Annotated in this window: 20 protein-coding genes and 2 pseudogenes; 15 read left to right on the forward strand and 7 right to left on the reverse strand. The window is 68.4% G+C overall.

The annotated features are described in order from the left end of the window. The first annotated feature begins 234 nt into the window (after positions 1 to 234). From AC07UK_RS09150 to AC07UK_RS09180, 7 genes are all read left to right on the forward strand, one after another. Positions 235 to 471: a hypothetical protein gene (locus AC07UK_RS09150; RefSeq protein WP_114135092.1), complete on the forward strand. Its 237-nt coding sequence runs from the start codon at positions 235 to 237 to the stop codon at positions 469 to 471. Positions 472 to 517: 46 nt separating this feature from the next. Next, positions 518 to 844, forward strand: a complete 327-nt coding sequence (locus AC07UK_RS09155) for a hypothetical protein (protein WP_436224549.1) — start codon at positions 518 to 520, stop codon at positions 842 to 844. A gap of 77 nt (positions 845 to 921) precedes the next feature. Further along, a complete protein-coding gene (locus tag AC07UK_RS09160; protein WP_226797872.1) occupies positions 922 to 1,125 on the forward strand; it encodes an oxidoreductase-like domain-containing protein in 204 nt (67 codons plus the stop codon). Further along, on the forward strand, positions 1,122 to 1,985 hold the full coding sequence (locus AC07UK_RS09165; RefSeq protein WP_436224550.1) for an NAD-dependent protein deacetylase: 864 nt from the start codon (positions 1,122 to 1,124) through the stop codon (positions 1,983 to 1,985). The genes AC07UK_RS09160 and AC07UK_RS09165 overlap by 4 nt, the downstream gene beginning before the upstream one ends. 360 nt (positions 1,986 to 2,345) lie before the next feature. Then, on the forward strand, positions 2,346 to 3,257 hold the full coding sequence (locus AC07UK_RS09170) for a DMT family transporter (protein WP_494685878.1): 912 nt from the start codon (positions 2,346 to 2,348) through the stop codon (positions 3,255 to 3,257). 134 nt (positions 3,258 to 3,391) lie between these two features. Further along, positions 3,392 to 3,985: an MFS transporter gene (locus AC07UK_RS09175; protein ID WP_494685879.1), complete on the forward strand. Its 594-nt coding sequence runs from the start codon at positions 3,392 to 3,394 to the stop codon at positions 3,983 to 3,985. Next, positions 3,985 to 4,605, forward strand: coding sequence for an MFS transporter (locus AC07UK_RS09180; RefSeq protein ID WP_494685880.1), 621 nt, complete (start codon positions 3,985 to 3,987; stop codon positions 4,603 to 4,605). The genes AC07UK_RS09175 and AC07UK_RS09180 overlap by 1 nt, the downstream gene beginning before the upstream one ends. A 1-nt stretch (position 4,606) precedes the next feature. Here the strand turns inward: AC07UK_RS09180 and AC07UK_RS09185 are convergent, their stop codons facing one another. The 3 genes from AC07UK_RS09185 to AC07UK_RS09195 form a co-directional block, all read right to left on the reverse strand. Then, positions 4,607 to 5,161 carry a DUF1439 domain-containing protein gene (locus AC07UK_RS09185; RefSeq protein ID WP_436224554.1) on the reverse strand — a complete coding sequence of 185 codons (555 nt, stop codon included), beginning with the start codon at positions 5,159 to 5,161 and terminating at the stop codon, positions 4,607 to 4,609. Between the two features lie 106 nt (positions 5,162 to 5,267). Then, the gene (locus AC07UK_RS09190) at positions 5,268 to 5,471 is read right to left on the reverse strand and encodes a SlyX family protein (RefSeq protein WP_436224555.1); all 204 of its coding nucleotides are present in this window, start codon (positions 5,469 to 5,471) and stop codon (positions 5,268 to 5,270) included. 86 nt (positions 5,472 to 5,557) lie between these two features. Continuing rightward, complete coding sequence (locus AC07UK_RS09195; protein WP_436224556.1) at positions 5,558 to 5,983, reverse strand: VOC family protein; 426 nt, start codon at positions 5,981 to 5,983, stop codon at positions 5,558 to 5,560. A gap of 265 nt (positions 5,984 to 6,248) precedes the next feature. Between AC07UK_RS09195 and AC07UK_RS09200 the strand changes: the two genes are divergently transcribed. Next, positions 6,249 to 7,196, forward strand: a complete 948-nt coding sequence (locus tag AC07UK_RS09200) for a LysR family transcriptional regulator (RefSeq protein ID WP_494685881.1) — start codon at positions 6,249 to 6,251, stop codon at positions 7,194 to 7,196. A 15-nt stretch (positions 7,197 to 7,211) separates the two neighbouring features. On the opposite strand, the gene AC07UK_RS09205 is transcribed toward AC07UK_RS09200, so the two are convergent. From AC07UK_RS09205 to AC07UK_RS09215, 3 genes are read right to left on the reverse strand one after another with little or no spacing between them, the layout of a single operon-like run. After that, positions 7,212 to 7,988, reverse strand: coding sequence for an enoyl-CoA hydratase (locus AC07UK_RS09205; protein WP_494685882.1), 777 nt, complete (start codon positions 7,986 to 7,988; stop codon positions 7,212 to 7,214). A 15-nt stretch (positions 7,989 to 8,003) separates the two neighbouring features. Then, on the reverse strand, positions 8,004 to 8,972 hold the full coding sequence (locus AC07UK_RS09210) for a tripartite tricarboxylate transporter substrate binding protein (protein WP_494685883.1): 969 nt from the start codon (positions 8,970 to 8,972) through the stop codon (positions 8,004 to 8,006). Positions 8,973 to 9,021: 49 nt separating this feature from the next. Then, positions 9,022 to 10,185 (reverse strand): CaiB/BaiF CoA transferase family protein, encoded by a 1,164-nt coding sequence (locus AC07UK_RS09215; protein WP_436224560.1) that lies wholly within the window; start codon positions 10,183 to 10,185, stop codon positions 9,022 to 9,024. A gap of 302 nt (positions 10,186 to 10,487) precedes the next feature. Here AC07UK_RS09215 and argG point away from each other — a divergent pair, with 302 nt between their 5' ends. From argG to AC07UK_RS09250, 7 genes and pseudogenes are all read left to right on the forward strand, one after another. Then, positions 10,488 to 11,813 carry an argininosuccinate synthase gene (argG, locus tag AC07UK_RS09220; RefSeq protein WP_114135103.1) on the forward strand — a complete coding sequence of 442 codons (1,326 nt, stop codon included), beginning with the start codon at positions 10,488 to 10,490 and terminating at the stop codon, positions 11,811 to 11,813. Positions 11,814 to 12,047: 234 nt separating this feature from the next. Further along, positions 12,048 to 13,388, forward strand: a complete 1,341-nt coding sequence (locus AC07UK_RS09225) for an MFS transporter (RefSeq protein ID WP_494685884.1) — start codon at positions 12,048 to 12,050, stop codon at positions 13,386 to 13,388. A gap of 17 nt (positions 13,389 to 13,405) precedes the next feature. Continuing rightward, the gene (locus AC07UK_RS09230) at positions 13,406 to 13,999 is read left to right on the forward strand and encodes an RBBP9/YdeN family alpha/beta hydrolase (protein ID WP_494685885.1); all 594 of its coding nucleotides are present in this window, start codon (positions 13,406 to 13,408) and stop codon (positions 13,997 to 13,999) included. A 79-nt stretch (positions 14,000 to 14,078) separates the two neighbouring features. Further along, positions 14,079 to 14,270 (forward strand): annotated as a pseudogene (locus tag AC07UK_RS09235) (3-keto-5-aminohexanoate cleavage protein); the annotation flags it as partial. Positions 14,271 to 14,286: 16 nt separating this feature from the next. Further along, positions 14,287 to 14,427, forward strand: a pseudogene (locus AC07UK_RS09240) (DUF1289 domain-containing protein); the annotation flags it as partial. A 145-nt stretch (positions 14,428 to 14,572) separates the two neighbouring features. Beyond that, complete coding sequence (locus AC07UK_RS09245; RefSeq protein ID WP_479938989.1) at positions 14,573 to 15,547, forward strand: tripartite tricarboxylate transporter substrate binding protein; 975 nt, start codon at positions 14,573 to 14,575, stop codon at positions 15,545 to 15,547. A 277-nt stretch (positions 15,548 to 15,824) separates the two neighbouring features. After that, the gene (locus tag AC07UK_RS09250) at positions 15,825 to 16,823 is read left to right on the forward strand and encodes an AraC family transcriptional regulator (protein WP_041228752.1); all 999 of its coding nucleotides are present in this window, start codon (positions 15,825 to 15,827) and stop codon (positions 16,821 to 16,823) included. 12 nt (positions 16,824 to 16,835) lie between these two features. Here AC07UK_RS09250 and AC07UK_RS09255 read toward each other — a convergent pair whose 3' ends face one another. Continuing rightward, positions 16,836 to 17,783, reverse strand: coding sequence for a LysR family transcriptional regulator (locus tag AC07UK_RS09255; RefSeq protein WP_494685886.1), 948 nt, complete (start codon positions 17,781 to 17,783; stop codon positions 16,836 to 16,838). Positions 17,784 to 17,833 lie beyond the last annotated feature (50 nt).

Consider the following 17,833-nt stretch of genomic DNA (forward strand, 5'->3'; position numbering starts at 1 on the left):
GCACCGTGGGGTTCGCAATCGGTTCGCTGTCGGCCGCAGCGCGCGGCAGTGGCCCGGCCCGGCGGCAGCCGGGCGGGGACATCCGGCTATCTTCGGGCAAAATGCCGCATGCAGGCCGCCCGCTCGCGGCCGTGCAAAAACAATTCATCACGCCGTTCGGAAGCGTGCAGATCGGCACGCGGCCCCGCGGTGCCCTGCACTAGGATGGATACAGGCGAGGTGCTTGGGGGTTGCATGTACGGTTATTTCTTTTGCCAGACCGCCGCGGGACAGCTCACGCTCATTCCCCGCGAGAAGGACTGGATGCTGATGCTGGGCAATGGCGTGATGGGGAGGTTCCCGGATGCCCAGGCAGCGGTGGATGCCCTGCACGAAGGCACACTGCGGGTGCAGGGGCAGCGCTTCGATGCCAGCGCGCTGGGCGTGCCGGCACGCGCGCACGACTGGCTCTACCATGTACTGAGCCGCTGACGCGGCGCACCGGCGGACGCGCTGTCCCGCCAAAGGGGGAATCGCCATGACTGCCCTGGTCGAGTGGACCCGCGAGCATACCTGCCGGCTGTTTCCGATGTCGGCCGAATACCACCGCAGCGACGGCAACCAGGTGCAGGTCAGCTGGCAGGCCGAGCCGGCCGGCTCGCCCGGGCGCTGTCGCCTGAGCGCTGCCCTGCAGTTCGACCAGAACGTGATCGACGCCGTCTACCTGGCCGACGCCGCCGAACTTGCCCGCATCGGCGCCAGGCTGGCCAGCGTGGTGTCGCGCCGGCTTGCCGAGGACGACATCGCCTGCCTGGCGGGCACTGCGCTGGTGATCGCGGTCGGCGAGGGGCTGCTCAGCCACTGAGGGGTCCGGCGGCAGGCCGGGGCTGGCGGGAATATACTGGCGGTTGATCCGCCATTGCGCCTGTTCGCGAACTGTCAGTGTCCCAAGCGTCCCCCGCCGTGCCCCCCGACGACCCCCGCCCGGTGCCGCCAGAGCGGCCCGGCGATGACGAGTGCTGCGGCTCCGGCTGCGATCCCTGCATCTTCGATTACTACTACCAGGAGATGGACCGCTACCGCGAGGAGCTGCGCGCCTGGGAGGCGCGCCAGGCGGCGCGCCATGCCGAGGATCCGGCAAGTTGAGCGAGCCGCTGCAACCCCCGCACCCGACCTCCGCGCTGTTCGATTTCGTGCAGCGCCACCCGCGCCTGTTCGTGCTGACCGGCGCGGGCATCAGCACCGATTCCGGCATTCCCGGCTACCGTGACGCGCGCGGCCAGTGGCAGCGCTCGCAGCCCATCACGCTGCAGGCCTTCCTGGGCTCGCACGCAGGGCGCCAGCGCTACTGGGCGCGCAGCATGCTGGGCTGGCCGGTGGCGTGGCAGGCGCAACCCAATGCCGCGCACCATGCGCTGTCGCGCCTTGGCGCGCACGGCCGGCTCACGGCGCTGGTCACGCAGAATGTCGACGGCCTGCACCAGCGCGCCGGCAGCGAGGGTGTGATCGAACTGCATGGCAGCCTGGCCAGCGCCATCTGCCTGGACTGTGGCACGCGCCATGACCGCGCCGGCCTGCAGGACTGGCTGCTGGCACAGAACGCCGCGCTGCGCGACGTGATCGCCGAGCCCGCGGCCGATGGCGACGTGCATTTCGAATCGCCGCTGTTCGCGCAGTTCCGCGTGCCCGAGTGCGGGCGCTGCGGCGGCATCCTCAAGCCCGACGTGGTGTTCTTCGGCGAATCCGTGCCGCGCCCGCGGGTCGATGCCGCGCGTGCGGCACTGGAAGCTGCGGATGCCATGCTGGTGGTCGGTTCGTCGCTGATGGTCTATTCCGGCTACCGCTTCTGCGTCTGGGCCGGACAGATGGGCAAGCCCGTGGCCGCGCTCAACCTGGGCACCACGCGCGCGGACGCGATGCTCGCGCTGAAGGTGGAAGCCGGATGCGCGCCGACACTGCAGGCGCTGGTGTCCCGGCTGGAGCAGGGCACAACAGAACCTCGTTGACGCGATGGCCGCACAGGCATAGCATCGCCGGACTACTTCTTCGAAGTCTTCAATTCCCACCATGACCGCAGACCGCCAACGCCCCGTCAACGCCGCGCCCCCGGGCCGCGCGTTGCCATGCGTGCGTCGCCAGCCTGCGTTCACGTCTGTCGCGCCGCCCCCGTTCATCGGCGGTGCGCACCCGCCGCCGCCGCCGCGCGGCTGACGGGCACGCCCCCCAGCCTCATTCGTCTCCGGTAGTCCCGCATCCGTGTGCCCGCGCGCACGGCAGCCGCACGCCTGTGCGCGCCTGCCGCCGCGCCATGGCCGCATGCCGATGCGCGTCGCCGGAGCCTGCCAAGCTGACGACAGATGACATCCATGACAACCGACAAAGACTGCGCGGCGCAATTCGACGCCGCCACCGGCACACGCACCACCAACACCTCCGCCTTGGCCACGCCCCTCTTCGTGCTGCTGTGGAGCAGCGGCGCCATCGCCGCCCGGCTGGCCCTCGACCACGCCACGCCCTTCGCCTTGCTGACGCTGCGCTTCGCGCTGGTCTGCGCCGTGCTGGGCGCGATCGGCCTGGCCAGGCACCGCCTGCTGCCGCCGCGCGGCGAGCGGTTGTACACCGCCGTGACCGGCTTGCTGCTGATCGGCGGCTACTCCGTCTTCTACTTCCTTGCGCTCGACCACGGCATGACACCCGGCGTGCTCGCCACCGTGCTTGGCGCCCAGCCGATGCTGACGCTGCTGCTGACCGAGCGGCGCTTCAGCGCCGCACGCATGGCGGGCCTGGCCCTCGCGCTCGCCGGGCTGGCCATGGTGGTGGCGGACAGCCTGCTGCTGGCCAGGCTGTCGCTGGCGGGCGCGCTGTGCGCGCTGGCCTCGCTCGCCAGCATGACCGTCGGCGCCATCCTGCAGAAGCGCATCACGCGTGCTCCCGCTGAAGTGCTGCCGCTGCAATACGGCGCGAGCCTCGTGGCCTGCCTGCTGTGCCTGCCGTTCCAGCCCTTCGCCTTCGATGCTTCGCTGGCTTTCGCTGTGCCGCTGCTGTGGCTGGCGCTGGTCATTTCGATCGGCGCGACGCTGCTGTTCTACCGCCTGATCCGCGCGGGCAACCTGGTCAACGTCACCAGCCTGTTCTACCTGGTGCCGGCGGGTACGGCGGTGCTCGACTACCTGCTGCTGGGCAACCGGATGGCGCCGCTGGCGATGGCGGGAATGGGGGCGGTGCTGGCGGGGTTGGGGATGGTGTTCAGGGGAGGGCGAAATCCGATGCGCGGGTGATCTGAAATTTCGCCGGCATCGTCCCGCAAGTTCCGAAATGCACTGCGGAAAGGTCGGAATCTCGCGCATGCGGCGGCCAGGGCAGCGATCGCATCCTATGCTGACCCGTTTCGACAACGCGTTCCTCCATTCCCATGCAAAGGCTGGCCGCCGTCCCCGGATACAAGCCGCTGCTCGCCGCCAGGATTGTCAGCGCCCTGATGGTGTGGCTCGACGCCACCGTGGTCTTTTCGCTGCTCGCGTTTCACTGGGGCGCGGATACGACCGCGGCGGGCGTTGCTGCCTCGCTGTTCGTCATTCCGGTCCTGGTCGGCGGGCCCTTCTTCGGCTGGCTGGCCGACCGGGGCAACCCTGCTGCCATGCTGTTTGCCAGTTACAGCGCGCGCGGCATCACATCATTGCTGCTGCTCATGGCGCCAGACCTGAGCGTGTTCGTGCTGCTGGTCATGCTCAAGGCGCTGGCCAATGCCAGCGCCTTGCCGCCGGAACAGGTCATGGTCCGATCGATGCTCAGCCATGCACAGCTTGCCGCCAATGCCGGCTTGATGACGGCGGCAGACCAGATCACCAAGGTGTGCGCGCCGCTGACCGCGGCCGGCATGACCGCGCTGTACGGGCCAATGTCGGGACTCTGGCTTTCGGCCGGCCTGTCGTTGGTCGCAATCGGGTGCCTGGTGCCGCTGCGCAAGGCACGCCAGCACGAGGCGCATTGCGGCTGGGGCCACTGATGGCGCTGCTGCGCGGCAGTCATGCCGTGCGGGTGTCGTTCGGCTGCGTGTTCATGCTGACTGCGACATTCGGACTCTATGATCCGCTGCTGGCGCTGTTCATCAAGTCGCAGGGGTTGCCGGCATCGGCGTTTGGCATGCTGGTGAGCGGTACTGCCGCGGGCGCCGAGTGTGGGGCGCTGGCGTTCCCGCGCCTGTACCGGTGGTGTGGCATCCGCCTGGCGCCGCCCGGTCTTGCCGTGGTTGGGCTGACCGTGCTGATCCCCGGCGTGCTGGCCGGCAGCGGCATGCCCGAGATGCTGTGGCTCGGGCTCTGGATGGTGAATGGCTGTGCCTATTGCCTGGCGTGCCTGAGCCAGGCCGTGGCCATCCAGCAGCAATGCCCGCGCCATTGTCTCGGCAGCGTCAGCGCCACCGCCAGGAGCGTGCAACTGGCGGCGCTGGTGCTCGCGCCGCTGCTGGGCGGCGTGCTGGCGCGCAAGATCGGGATTCCGCTGGTGTTTGCGCTGAGCGGCGGCCTTGCCATTGCCGGTGGCTGGTTCTGGGCCCGGCGTGCGCAACACGGCGACGCCGCGCGGCAGGCTGAACAGTCAGCGAACCCAGAGCAGGCCGGCCCGTAGCCTACCGCTGCTTCACCTCCACCCGCACCTCATCCTTGCCCACCGTAATCGCTCCCGGCTCCACGTCCTTGCCGCCGACGCGCAGTTCTTCGGGTTTGAAGGTGTAGACCGGATAGTCCTTCAGCAGCTGCTGCGCGACCACGGCGCCGATGGCGTTGAGTTGTTCGCGGTATTGCCCCATGCCGGCGACTTCCACTTGCTGCACGGTCGGGTTGTCGAGCAGCACCGCGCGCTTGGCCGGGTCATAGCGCACACCGCTGTTCAGCGCCAGCTTGCCGTCTACCGGGGGGGAGGGCAGCAAGGCGTTCGTCAGGCGTGCGTCGACGTGGGTGGTGACGCGGTTGTTGGCTTCGTCCAGCACCAGCCGGGGATGGCTGAGCTGCACGCTGACGACTTCGGCGTAGCGCAGCGTGGCGGGGAAGCGCTGGTCCAGCGCGGTCTGCAGTTCCTGCCGGGAGAGGGAGTACTCGCCGGTCCAGATGTTGTAGCCGGCCAGCGCCGAGGAGGCACCAGCGACGCAGGCGGCGGCAATCAGCAGGGAAGGTTTCAGACGCATGTGGCGGATGGGGCGCGCCTGTCGAGGGCGGCGGTGGATGGAGTCAGCCTGTCAGACCGCGCGGGCGGGGTGGCGTTCCGTCACATCGGCGCGCGGGCTGCGTCCGTCAGTAGTGCGGCGGGATTTCCTGCTGGGGATCGGCGTCGGCCGCGGTGGTGGCGGCGCTGCGCACCTGCTGGTACAGCGCGCGGAACTGTTCCTGCAGCAGGTCGATCTGCTGCTGCTGGCGCGCCACGGTGCTGTTCAGGGTATCAAGCAGGTCTTCCTGGAAGGCGAGCTTGATTTCGAGTTCGTTGATGCGATCGTCCATGGCGTGGTTTCTCCGGCAGGCGGCGCATTGTAAGCCTATCGGCCCACATGGCGCGCCGCTGGCCGGGAAACTGCGTTACATCTTGCTTACTTCGGTGCCGTCAGCAGCATCCACATGATGCCGAAGCGGTCGGTGACCATGCCGAACTGGTCGGCAAAGAAGGTCTTGTCCAGCGGCATCACCACCTGGCCGCCTTCCTTCAGGCCGTTGAAGGCCTTTTCGACCGCGGCCTTGTCAGGGTAGTTGATCGACAGGCCGAAGCCCTGGAAGTTGGGCTGGTTCGAGCAGCGGCCGTCGGAGGCCATGATCACGCTGTCGCCGATCTGGAACTCCATGTGCATGACCTTGTCTTCGGTGCCGGCGCCGGGCTGGCAACCCGGGCTGGCCTTGTCGGCCTCCGGGTTTTCCTTGAACGTCATCCGCATGTTGACCTTGGCGCCGAGAATCTTCTTGTAGAAGTCAACGGCTTCATCGCAACGGCCTTCGAAAAACAGATAGGGCTGGACTTGCATGACAACTCCTGTAGGTAGGCCGCCGCTCGGGCGGCCGTGGATATCGGCATGGCGCGCGAACCAGGCGGCGCGCTGGCAACTGGCGCATACTCTTGTGTACGCCGTCCACAATACCTTAGCAAAGAAAATGGACGTCGTCCACATCAAATGAGCGCAGTGTGTGCGGACCGGGTGACGGGCGGGAAGCCCACGGTGCTGCACTAGAATGGCCGCGACACCACCAAGCGCCAATCCCTTCGACCGTCCTGCCCCAAACGGAGTTGCCTTGCGTTACGAACTGACCGACCTGCGCCTGTTCCAGGCCATTGCCGATGCGCAAAGCCTGTCAGGTGGCGCTTCGGCCACGCATATCACCGCGTCGGCGGCGAGCTACCGGCTGAAGAACCTGGAGCACGCGATGGGCACGCCGCTGTTCGTGCGCACCGCGCGCGGCATGGAGCTGACGCCGGCCGGTGAAACCCTGCTGGTCCATGTGCGCGAACTGCTGCTTGGCGTGGAGCGCATGCATGGCGAGGTGGGACGCTTTTCTGCCGGGCTGAAGGGCAATATCCGGCTGCTGGCCAACAGCAGTTCGCTCAACGGTTTCATCATCCCGAGCGTGAGCCGCTTCCTGCTGGCCAACCCGGATGTGAACATCGACCTGGAGGAGCGCGCCAGCCAGTCGATCCTGGCGGCGGTGGCGGCGCATGAAGCCGATGTCGGCATCCTGGCGGGGGATTTCCACACGGGCGGCGAAGCCACCGGCGTGCGCTCGGTGCGCTATGCGCGCGACGAACTGATCCTTGCGGTGGCCGCGGATCACCCGCTGGCGCGCGAGCCGGAAGTGCGCTTTGGCGCGGCGCTGGCCTTCGACTTTGTCTGCATGAGCCGCACCAGCAGCAACTTCCTGTTCCTGCGCGACATGGCGCAGCGCGCGGGCAAGGGACCCAACGTGCGGCTGCATGCGCACAGCTTTGATGCGGTGCTGTCGCTGGCCGAGGCCGGCGTGGGGGTGGCGCTGGTGCCGCGCAGCGTGGCGGCGCAGGCTTTGCGTGAGGCGCGCGTGGTGGGGGTGCGGCTGGCCGAGCCGTGGGCCCTGCGCGAACTGAACCTGATCGTGCCCGCCGACGGCAAGCTGCCGGCGTTTGCCGAGGCCTTTGCGCAGTTCCTGCTGAACGATCCGCGCGTGGTGGCCACGCGCGAAGGCGGCGCCGTCGCGGCCACGGCGCCGTAAGCCGTGTCCCGCGCTTCAGCGCTTGCGGTTCAGGAAGGTGGCCATGTGCTGTTGCGGCTCGCCGGTGTCGAAGGCGCTGCCGAACTCGGTCACGCTGTTGTTGATCGACACTTCCAGCGGCGCATCTTCCCACTCGCGTAGCAGGCGCTTCTGCTGGCGCACCGCGGCCGGGCCGAAGCCGGCAAGCAGCGCCGCCACGCGTTCGATTTCCAGGTCCAGCTCCGCCAGCGGCACCACGCGGCTCACCAGCCCCCACTGCAGCGCCTCGGCGGCGTCGGAGATCTCGCCCGTCAGCAGCATCCATGCCGTGCGCGCATTGCCGATCAGGCGCGGCATCAGCGCGGCGTGGATCACCGACGGGATGCCGACCTTCACTTCCGGCATGCCCAGCTGCGCGTTGTCGGCGGCGATGCGGATATCGCATGCCAGCGCCAGTTCCAGCCCGCCGCCTAGGCACCAGCCCGGCATGCGCGCGATCACCGGCACCGGCAGGTGGAGCACGGCGTCGCACAGTCGGCGCAGGCCGCTGATGAAGGCCTCGGCGCTGGCGCGGTCCAGCGCGGCCATTTCCTTGATGTCGGCACCGCCGACAAAGCCCTTCTCGCCGGCGCCGCGCAACACCAGCACGCGTACCGCGTCATTGCCGGCCAGCGCTTCGATGGCGCGCGTGAGCGATGCGATCACCGGCGTGCTCAGGATATTGAGCGAGCCCGCCTCGCGGATGGTGACGGTGGCGATGCCGCGCGCGTCGATCTCGACGCCGGCGTGCGGTTCTTGCTGAAGTGCGCTCATGTCGTTCCTTGTGGCTTACTGGAGCCTGGTGAAGTGGATGTCCTCGACGACTTGCTTCCAGTGCGCATTCTGCGTGCGGATCAGGTCGCCGAAGGCCTTGCGCGATGTCGGTGCCGGGATCGCGCCTTGTTTCTCGATGGCGGCGATCACCTCCGGCTCGGCCAATACCTGGCGCACGGCGTCGTTGAGCTTGTCGAGGATGGCAGCGGGCGTGCCCGCCGGTGCGCCCAGGCCGAACCACGACGGGTTGTTCATCACCGGCAGGCCAGCCTCGGCATAGGTCGGCACATTGGGCAGCACCTTCAGGCGCTGTTTCGCGGCGACCGCCAGCGGCTTCAGGCGATCGCCCTGGATCAGGCCCGACGACGACGGGATATTGTCGAACACCACCTGGATCTGGCCCGCCACCGCATCGTTGAGCGCCGGGCCCAGGCCCTTGTACGGCACGTGCAGCATGCGCGTGCCGGTGGCGTTCATGAACAGCTCGCCGTTCATATGGCTCAGTCCGCCGTTGCCGGACGAGCCGAACGAGTACTTGCCGGGGTTGGCCTTCAGCAGCTTGATGAACGACTGCAGGTCCGTGGCCGGAAACGCCGGGTTGACCACCAGCACGTTGGGCACGTCGGCCAGGTTGCTGACCGGCGCGAAGTCCTTGACCGGGTCGTAGGCGGTCTTCAGGTAGACGTTGGGGTTGACCGCGTGCGAGCTCTCCACCTCCATCACCAGCGTGTAGCCGTCGGCCAGCTGCCTGGCCGCGTAGGCGCTGCCGACCGCGCCGCCGGCGCCCGGGCGGTTCTCGACCACCACCGGTTGCCCCAGCACCGGGCCCAGGCGCGTGCCGACGATGCGCGCGATGATGTCGGTGGTGCCGCCGGCGGCGTACGGGACGATCAGCTTGATCGGCCGGTCGGGATACGCGGTGGCATGCGCGGCGCCGCTTGCGCATGCAGCCAGCAGCGCGATGGCGGTGAAGGTTGGTTTCATCGGTGTCTCCGTGTCAGTGTTTTCGGTCTTGTGGGTCGCTGCGCGCCGTTCAGGCTGCCGGGCTGTGCTCGCCCAGCAGCGGCGGCGGTGGCAGCGGCAGGTCGTGCCCGGCCAGCATCGGGTTGCGCACCATGGGTACGCGGCCCATGACGGGGTGTTCGGCCACCTGCATCAGGCCGCGGTGCTGCACCTGCGGGTGGGCGAAGACTTCGTCCATGGTGTGGATCGGCCCCCAGGGCACGCCGGCCGCATCGAAGGCATCGGTCCACGCAGCGCGCGTGCGTGTGGGGAATAGATCGGTCAGCAGGGCGCGCAGCGCGGGCAGGTGCTCGATGCGCGCGGAATTGGTGGCGTAGCGCGGGTCCTGCGCAAGATCCGGCATGCCGGCCACGGCGCAGAAGCGCGCGAACTGGCCGTCATTGCCGATCGCCAGGATCAGGTGGCCGTTGGCGCAGCGGAACACTTCATAGGGCGCGCAGTTGGGATGGGCATTGCCGCTGCGCTGCGGGTTCTGGCCCGACACCAGGTAGTTGGCGGCCTGGTTGGCGTTCATCGCCACCGCGACGTCGAGCAGCGCGATATCGAGGTGCGCACCCAGCCCGGTCGCCTGGCGCTGGTACAACGCGGCCAGGACGGCGGAGGTGGCATACATGCCGGTGCTCAGATCGACCACGGCGACGCCGGTGCGCAGCGGCCCGGCGCCGGGCGAGCCGTCGGGCTGGCCGGTGTAGCTCATCAGCCCGCCCATGCCCTGGAACACATAGTCGTAGCCGGGTTTGTCCGCCATCGGCCCGCTCTGGCCGAAGCCGGTGATCGACAGGTAGACCAGGCGCGGATTGATCGCCTTGAGCGTGTCGTAGTCCAGCCCGTAGCGGCGCAGCGTGCCGACCTTGTAGTTCTCGACCAGCACGTCGGCCTCGCGCGCCAGCTCACGTACCTGCGCGGCGCCCTCGGGCGTGCCGTAGTCGATCGCGACCGAGCGCTTGCCGCGGTTGCAGCAGATGAAGTAGCCGGACAGGCGTTGGTTGTCGCCGCTGCCCTCGGGCGCTTCCAGGTAGGGCGGGCCCCAGCCGCGGGTATCGTCGCCGCGCTCCGGGTGCTCGACCTTGGTCACCTCGGCGCCCAGGTCGGCCAGGTTCTGGGTACACCAGGGACCGGCCAGGATGCGCGACAGGTCCAGGACCCGGACTCCTTCCAGGGCGCGATGCAGCATGACGACTCCGCTTTCAGACAACAGTGCGGCGGAGTATAGGGAGGGGTCCTGGCGCGAACCAGTCGAGAGTTTTGAAAGGCGCGTTCGCGGGATTTGAATGGTCCGGCAGGCCCGGATGCAGGTGGCGCCGGCGCCCCCGCCAGTCCCGCCGTTTGGCGCGTGGGCGCTGCCGTGTCACAATTCGCGTTTGGCACTGACTCGGCACGTGACTCGGCCGGCCGCGTCGCCGTGCTTCCCGCCGCCCTGACGCGTGCAGTGGAAGCCCGCCCAAGAGCCGACAAATTCACTTTGATTTTCTGGCGATGACTACCATCCTGCAGCACATTCCTTCCGGCCAGCGCGTCGGAATCGCCTTCTCCGGCGGCCTTGACACCAGCGCGGCACTCCTCTGGATGCGCCAGAAGGGCGCGATCCCCTACGCCTACACCGCCAACCTGGGCCAGCCCGACGAGCCCGACTACGACGACATTCCCCGCCGCGCCAAGGCCTACGGCGCCGAGGAAGCCCGCCTGGTCGACTGCCGCACGCAACTGGTGGCCGAAGGCATCGCCGCCATGCAGTGCGGCGCGTTCCACATCTCCACCGCCGGCATCACCTACTTCAACACCACCCCGATCGGCCGCGCCGTCACCGGTACCATGCTGGTCGCTGCGATGAAGGAAGATGGCGTCAATATCTGGGGCGATGGCAGCACGTTCAAGGGCAATGATATTGAGCGCTTCTACCGCTACGGTCTCCTGACCAACCCCGGCCTGCAGATCTACAAGCCGTGGCTGGACCAGCAGTTCATCGACGAACTGGGCGGCCGCGCCGAGATGTCGGAGTTCATGCGCCAGAACGGCTTCGATTACAAGATGTCGGCCGAAAAAGCGTACTCGACCGACTCCAACATGCTGGGCGCCACCCACGAGGCCAAGGACCTGGAGCACCTGGATTCGGGCATCCGCATCGTGCAGCCGATCATGGGCGTGCAGTTCTGGCGCGATGACGTGGAAGTGAAGCGCGAAGAAGTGACCGTGCGCTTCGAGGAAGGCCAGCCGGTCGCGCTGAACGGCCAGACCTTCGCCAACAGCGTCGACCTGTTCATGGAAGCCAACCGCATCGGCGGGCGCCATGGCCTGGGCATGAGCGACCAGATCGAGAACCGCATCATCGAAGCCAAGAGCCGCGGCATCTACGAAGCCCCGGGCCTGGCGCTGCTGTTCATCGCCTACGAGCGCCTGATCACCGGCATCCACAACGAAGACACCATCGAGCAGTACCGCGACAACGGCCGCCGCCTGGGCCGCCTGCTGTACCAGGGCCGCTGGTTCGACCCGCAAGCCATCATGCTGCGCGAAACCGCCCAGCGCTGGGTGGCCGGCGCCATCACCGGCGAAGTCACCATTGAACTGCGCCGCGGCAACGACTACTCGATCCTGAACACCACCTCGCCCAACCTGACCTACAAGCCGGAACGGCTGACCATGGAAAAGGGCGAGTCGATGTTCACGCCGCTGGACCGGATCGGCCAGCTGACCATGCGCACGCTGGATATCGTCGACACGCGCGAGAAGCTGCAGACGTATGCCAAGAGCGGCCTGCTGTCGACCAAGGTCAGCGCCTCGCTGCCGAAGCTGGAAGACTGAGCTTCGCCGCGCCTCGCCTGACAGCGGGCCAGCGAGAAACCGGCACCTTCGGGTGCCGGTTTTTTTTCGTCTCGGCGTTTTCCCCAGCTGTCCCGGAATGTCAAACGTACGTCCCGAAATATCAAACCGCGCGGTCCCGATCGCCAGATACTGCCTGCGCTCGTCACCCTTCGGCGGCGGGCTGTGAACGCACGGCGGCGCGAAGACCGTCGGTCTGCTTCCGGAGACGCCCCCATGTCCAGACCCCGCCTTGCCCTTGCCGCAGAGTCGGCCACGCCGGCCCTGCCGGCTGCTGCCGGACCGCGCTATGCGTGGTTCGTCTTTGCGCTGACCTTTGCGCTGCTGCTGTCGGACTATATGTCGCGCCAGGTGCTCAACGCGGTATTTCCGCTGCTGAAGGCCGAATGGCAGCTCGGTGATACGGAGCTGGGCGCGCTCGGCGGCGTGGTGGCGCTGATGGTGGGCGTGCTCGCGATTCCGCTGTCGCTGCTGGCCGACCGCTGGGGACGCGTGCGCAGCCTGATCCTGATGGCGGCGCTGTGGAGCCTGGCCACGCTTGGCTGCGCGGTGGCGGACAGCTTCGGCCAGATGTTCCTGGCGCGGCTTTGCGTTGGCATCGGCGAGGCGGCGTATGGCAGCGTGGGTATCGCGGTGGTGGTGTCGGTGTTCCCGCGCCACCTGCGCGCCAGCCTCAGCGCTGCGTTTATTGCCGGCGGTGCCTTCGGCTCGGTGCTTGGCATGGGGCTGGGCGGTGTCCTGTCGGCCCACTTTGGCTGGCGCATCGCCTTTGCCGGAATAGCCGGCTTCGGCCTGGTGATGGTGGCGCTCTACTACCTGACCATCAGCGAGCATCGGCTGCGCGGGCTCCAGCAGCGCGTGAGCGCGGCCAACGGCGACGCCGCGGTCCCGGCCCGGCAACTGGAGCCGCGCCGGATCGTGCGCGAGCTGCTGACGGTGCCTTCCATGCTCTGCGCCTGCGCGGGCAGTGCGCTGCAGCTGCTGGTGATGGCGGCGCTGCTGGGCTGGCTGCCGAGCTTCCTGTCGCGCGACTATGGCATGGCGACCGGACGCGCCGGCGTGGCTGCGGCAATGCTGGTGCTGATGGCCGGCGTGGGCATGGTGGCCTGCGGAGCGCTGACCGACCGCGTGGCGCGGCGCGTGCCCGCGCGCAAATGGCAGATGGCCATCGCCTACAGCGTGATTTGCTGCGTCTTGCTGATGACGGCGTTCCGGCTGCCCGCGGGCCATGCGCAGCTGGTGCTGATCGGCGCGGGCATGCTGGTGGTGGGCGGCACCGCCGGCCCAGCCAGCGCGATGGTGGCCAACCTGACGCGGCCTGCCATCCATGCGACCGCGTTTGCCACGCTGACCCTGATCAACAACCTGCTGGGGCTGGCACCGGGTCCGTTCCTCACCGGCGTGCTGGCCGACCACATCGGCCTGACCGGCGCGCTGCAATGGATTCCGCTGGCCGGTGCGGCCGCGGCCCTGCTGTTCTGCCTCGGCCGCCGGCACTACGCGGCGGACCTGCGCCGCCTGGATGGCCACGCTGTGCCTGACGTTGTTCCTGCCTGACTCTTCTCAATCCGACCATGACTGCTACACCCACCCACACTGTCCTGATGGTGCCGGGCCTGCGCGACCACGTCGCCGAGCACTGGCAAACGCTGCTGCAAGCCGAACTGCAGGCGCAGGGGCGCGACGTCCGCTGCGTGCCGCCGCTGGAGCACGACAAGCTCAGTTGCGCGGCCCGCGTCGCCGCGCTCGATGCCGCGCTGGCGGAGATTGACAAGCCGGTCGTGCTGGTCGCGCACAGCGCCGGCGTGATGATCACCGTGCACTGGGCGGCACGGCACCAGCGCCCGGTCCTGGGCGCGCTGCTGGTGACGCCGCCGGATTTCGCGCAGCCGCTGCCGCCCGGCTATCCGGCGCAGGACGCGCTGGTGCAGGGGGGCTGGCTGCCGACGCCGCTCGCGCGCTTGTCGTTTCCCAGCCTGGTTGCTGCCAGCGGAAACGACCCGCTGGCCAGCCATGCGCGCGTCACCGAGATGGCCGCCGCATGGGGCAGCCGGCTGGTGGACCTGGGCAACGTCGGCCACCTCAACCCTGCAGCGGGCTACGGCCCGTGGCCGCGTGCCCATGACTTGCTGGCGGAGCTGGGCACCCTGGTCACGCACGATTCGTGACCTCGCCGCGTCCGCGGCACAACAAAAGAATCCGGCCGGAAAGGCCGGGCAACCAAGGAGGAGATGACACGCTGCGCCCCAGCTGACCGGCATGCAAGCGCTGGAAACGCTGGTGCGCATGGTCCGCGCAGGCCACTACAAGGGTCCGCTGAACCTGACCTGGATCGGCATCGGCGGCGGCTTTGATGGCCCCAACCCGTTCAACTTCTTCAACTTCGTGCATCGCGCGCCGGACGGCTGCACGCTGACCGCCGAGTCGCTGCTGAAGAACGATCAACATCTGCCGCATGGACCTCGCCAACCGCTATTGCCAGGGCTGCGCCAGGACACGGCTGGAAATCGGGCGCTGGGCGCAGATGAGCGAAGCCGAACGCGCGCAAGTTCTGGCGGCGGCGCCGGCCCGCCGCGGGCAGTGTGTCGCTACGGGCCGCGTGCCTTGCTGGAGGCAATGCTCCGGGCGCTGGCCCGCGCGTCTCCCGCTTCCCCACCCCTGCCAGGCATCGCGCTCACCACACGGTGACGCCGCGCCGGGCAACGCTGGACAGAAGATCCATACTACATAACGGAGACAACATGCCCACCCACCCTTCATTCCTGCTGCGCATCGCTGCCGTGGCTGCCGGCCTGGCGCTGGCGGCCCCCGCTGCCATGGCCTGGACCAGCAAGCCGGTCCGGATGCTGGTGCCCGCCCCCGCGGGCGGCACCATGGACGTGCTTGCCCGCCTGCTGGCAGACCAGCTGTCGGCGGACCTTGGCCACCCCGTCGTGGTCGACAACAAGCCGGGCGCCGGCGGCGGCATTGCCATTACCACCATGCTGGCCGCGCCCGCTGATGGCCAGACCATCATGGTCACCGCCAGCAATGTGCTGACCGAGATCCCGCATGTGCTCAAGCAGGGGTTCGACCCGCTGAAAGACGTCAGGCCCATCGCCGCCGTGGCGCGTTCGCGCATGGTGATGATTGGCGCGCCTGGCCTGCCGGCCAAGGACCTGAAGAGCCTGGTCAGCTACGCCCGGGCCAATCCGGGCAAGCTCAGCTTTGCCTCGTACAGCGCCGGCACCGCTTCGCACTACGCCGGCATGATCATGAACCAGAAGGCCGGGATCGACTTGCAGCATGTGCCCTTTGCCGGTTCCGCGCCGGCGCTGACGCAGGTGATGGGCAATCAGATCGCGGTGATGTACGACGGCATGGTGACCTCGCTGCCGATGATCCGTGCCGGCAAGGTGCAGGTCTATGCCGTGGCGTCGAAGACCCGCTCGGCGCTGCTGCCGCAGGTGCCGACCTTTGCGGAATTGGGCTACCCCGACATGGAGTTCAGCAACTGGGTGGGCGTGATTGCGTCGTCGAAGCTGTCGCCCGAACTGGCCGAGAAGATCCACGCGGCTGCCTACAAGGCCGCGGCTTCCGCCAAGGTGCGTGACCGGATGGAGGCGCTCGGCTATGAGCCGCTGTCGGCGCAGCCCCTGCCGCAACTGAGCGAATCAGTGCGCGCGGAGTTCGAGCGCAATGCCGGTATCGTCAAGGCGTTCAATATCCAACCCTGAGTCCGTTCCCGGCAACGCAAAAGGGCAGCCTCATCCGAGGTTGATGTCGCGATGGCTGTAGCACACACCCTTGTGATCGCCGGTGGTGCCCGTCGTGTACAAGGTGGCCGCGCGGGTGTTCTCGTCGAACTCGGGGAAGTAGAGAACTGTTGCTGCCCCGGTCGGCGTTGCATTGGCTCCCGATGACTTTGCATTTCATGCCATGCGGCCCTATGATCGCTGCTGCGGCGGGCAGACCGCGCCCCCGACTGACATCTCATCGCAAGGCAACGCTGGCTTGGAAACCCTGATACGTGCTGCCGCACTGACCAACTTCCTCGAGGTTTCTCGCGACCTCGGCCTGGACCCGCAGCCGTTGCTGCGCCAGGCGCGGCTGCGGCGGGCCTGGCTGGACGATCCCGACCAGCGCGTCCCGGTCAGCGCCTGCGTGGCACTGCTGGAAGCCGCCGCGCAGGCGTCGGCCTGCCCGACCTTCGGGCTGCGCATGGCGGAGTCGCGCCAGCTGTCGGACTTTGGCGTGATGAGCCTGCTGATCAGCCAGCAGCCCACGCTGCGTGCCGCGCTGGCCACCACCATCCGCTACCGGCACCTGGTCAACGACTCGGTGGCGCTGTTGCTCGAGGATGCCGGCAGCGCGGTGGTCATCCGGCAGGAAGTGCTCAGCGACGCGCCTTCGCGGCAGGCCACCGAGCTGGCCATCGGTGTCGTCTTCCGCATGTGCGCGCTGCTGCTGGGCCCGCGCTGGCAGCCGATCGGCGTGAGCTTCACGCATGCGGCGCCGGCCGACCTGCGCATCCATCGCCGCCTGTTCGGTTGCCCGCTGGAATTCAACGCGGACAGCAATGGCATCATCTGCCGCGCGGCCGATCTCGACGCGCCGAACCCGACGGCGGACCCGGTCATGGCACGCTACGCGCAGCAGTTCATCGACACGCTGCCCCGCGCCAACCCGCAATCCATCGGCCATGAAGTGCGCGCCGCGATCTACCTGATGCTGCCGATGGGCCGCGCCACCTGTGAAGCCGTGGCGGAAGGCCTGGGCCTGAGCCTGCGCACCATGCAGCGCCAGCTCGACGACGCGGGCGAGACCTTTACTGAGATCCTGAACGACGTGCGGCGCGAACTGGCGCGACGGTACGTGGAGAATCCGCGCTATTCGCTGCTGCGGGTGTCGCAGTTGCTGGGGTATGGGTCGGCCAGTTCGTTTACACGGTGGTTTTCGGCGCAGTTCGGGATGGCGCCGGCCAACTGGCGCAGGGATCACGCAGCGGGGTAGCGGGATAAGGCGTCAGCCTGGCGGACGGGCCCGGCGTGCCGGCACCTGGTCCCGCTTGCCACTTCCCAGTGCCTCTTCCAGGAACTGCATCAGCGCCTGCACGCGGGCCGTGCGTCCCCGTCGCGTAGGAACCAGCAGCGTCACCGGCGCGCTGTCGAATTCCCAGTCTGCCAGCACGCGCACCAGCGCGCCGCGCGCCACCGCGTCGGCGGCGTCCCATTCCGAGCGCAGCACCAGTCCGAGCCCCTGTTCGGCCCAGGCCCGCGCCACGCTGCCGTCATTGCTGGTATAGGCCGGCACCACGCGCACGCTCTCGCGCGCCGACGCACGCCGCCCGGTGCCGGCCCGGCGCAAGCGCCAAAGCGTCACGTCCTCGTCATTCTCGCGGATGCAGATACAGGCATGCTCGAGCAAGTCGCGCGGCACGGCGGGCGTGCCGCGCTGGCGCAGGTAGGCGGGGCTGGCGCACAGCCAGCGCGTATTGGACGCAAGCGTGCGCGCAATCCAGGACGAATCGCGCACGGCGCCGATATGGATGACAGCGTCCGAGTCATGCCGGTCGGGCCAGGGCGTTTCGCGCAGGTCAAGCTGCAGGCGCAGGTCGGGATGCAGCTGGGCGAAGCGCGCCAGCAGCGGGGCCACATGGTGGCGTCCGTAGCCGAACGGCGCGGCAATTCGCAGCGTGCCCGTCAGCCGGCTGTCCTCGCGCCGGAACGACTCGGGCAAGGCGTCGAGCTGTGCAAGCAGGGACGCACCCTCGCGCGCGAAGCGCTCACCCTCCGGTGTCAGGCTCAGCCGCCTGGCGGTGCGGGTCGCCAGCGCCAGGCCCAGTGTCGCCTCCAGCTTGCGCAGGCGGGCCGACAACGCGGGCGGCGTCACGTTCAGCGAGCGCGCCGCCGCGCTCAGCGAAGGCGACTGCGCCAGCGCCTCGACCAGGCGCAGGTCCTCGATCTGGATCATTCACTTCAGCTTAACGATTGATGTTCCTGGATTTAACCACGAGCGACCAT

The sequence above is a fragment of the Cupriavidus sp. GW821-FHT07C08 genome, from assembly GCF_059419025.1.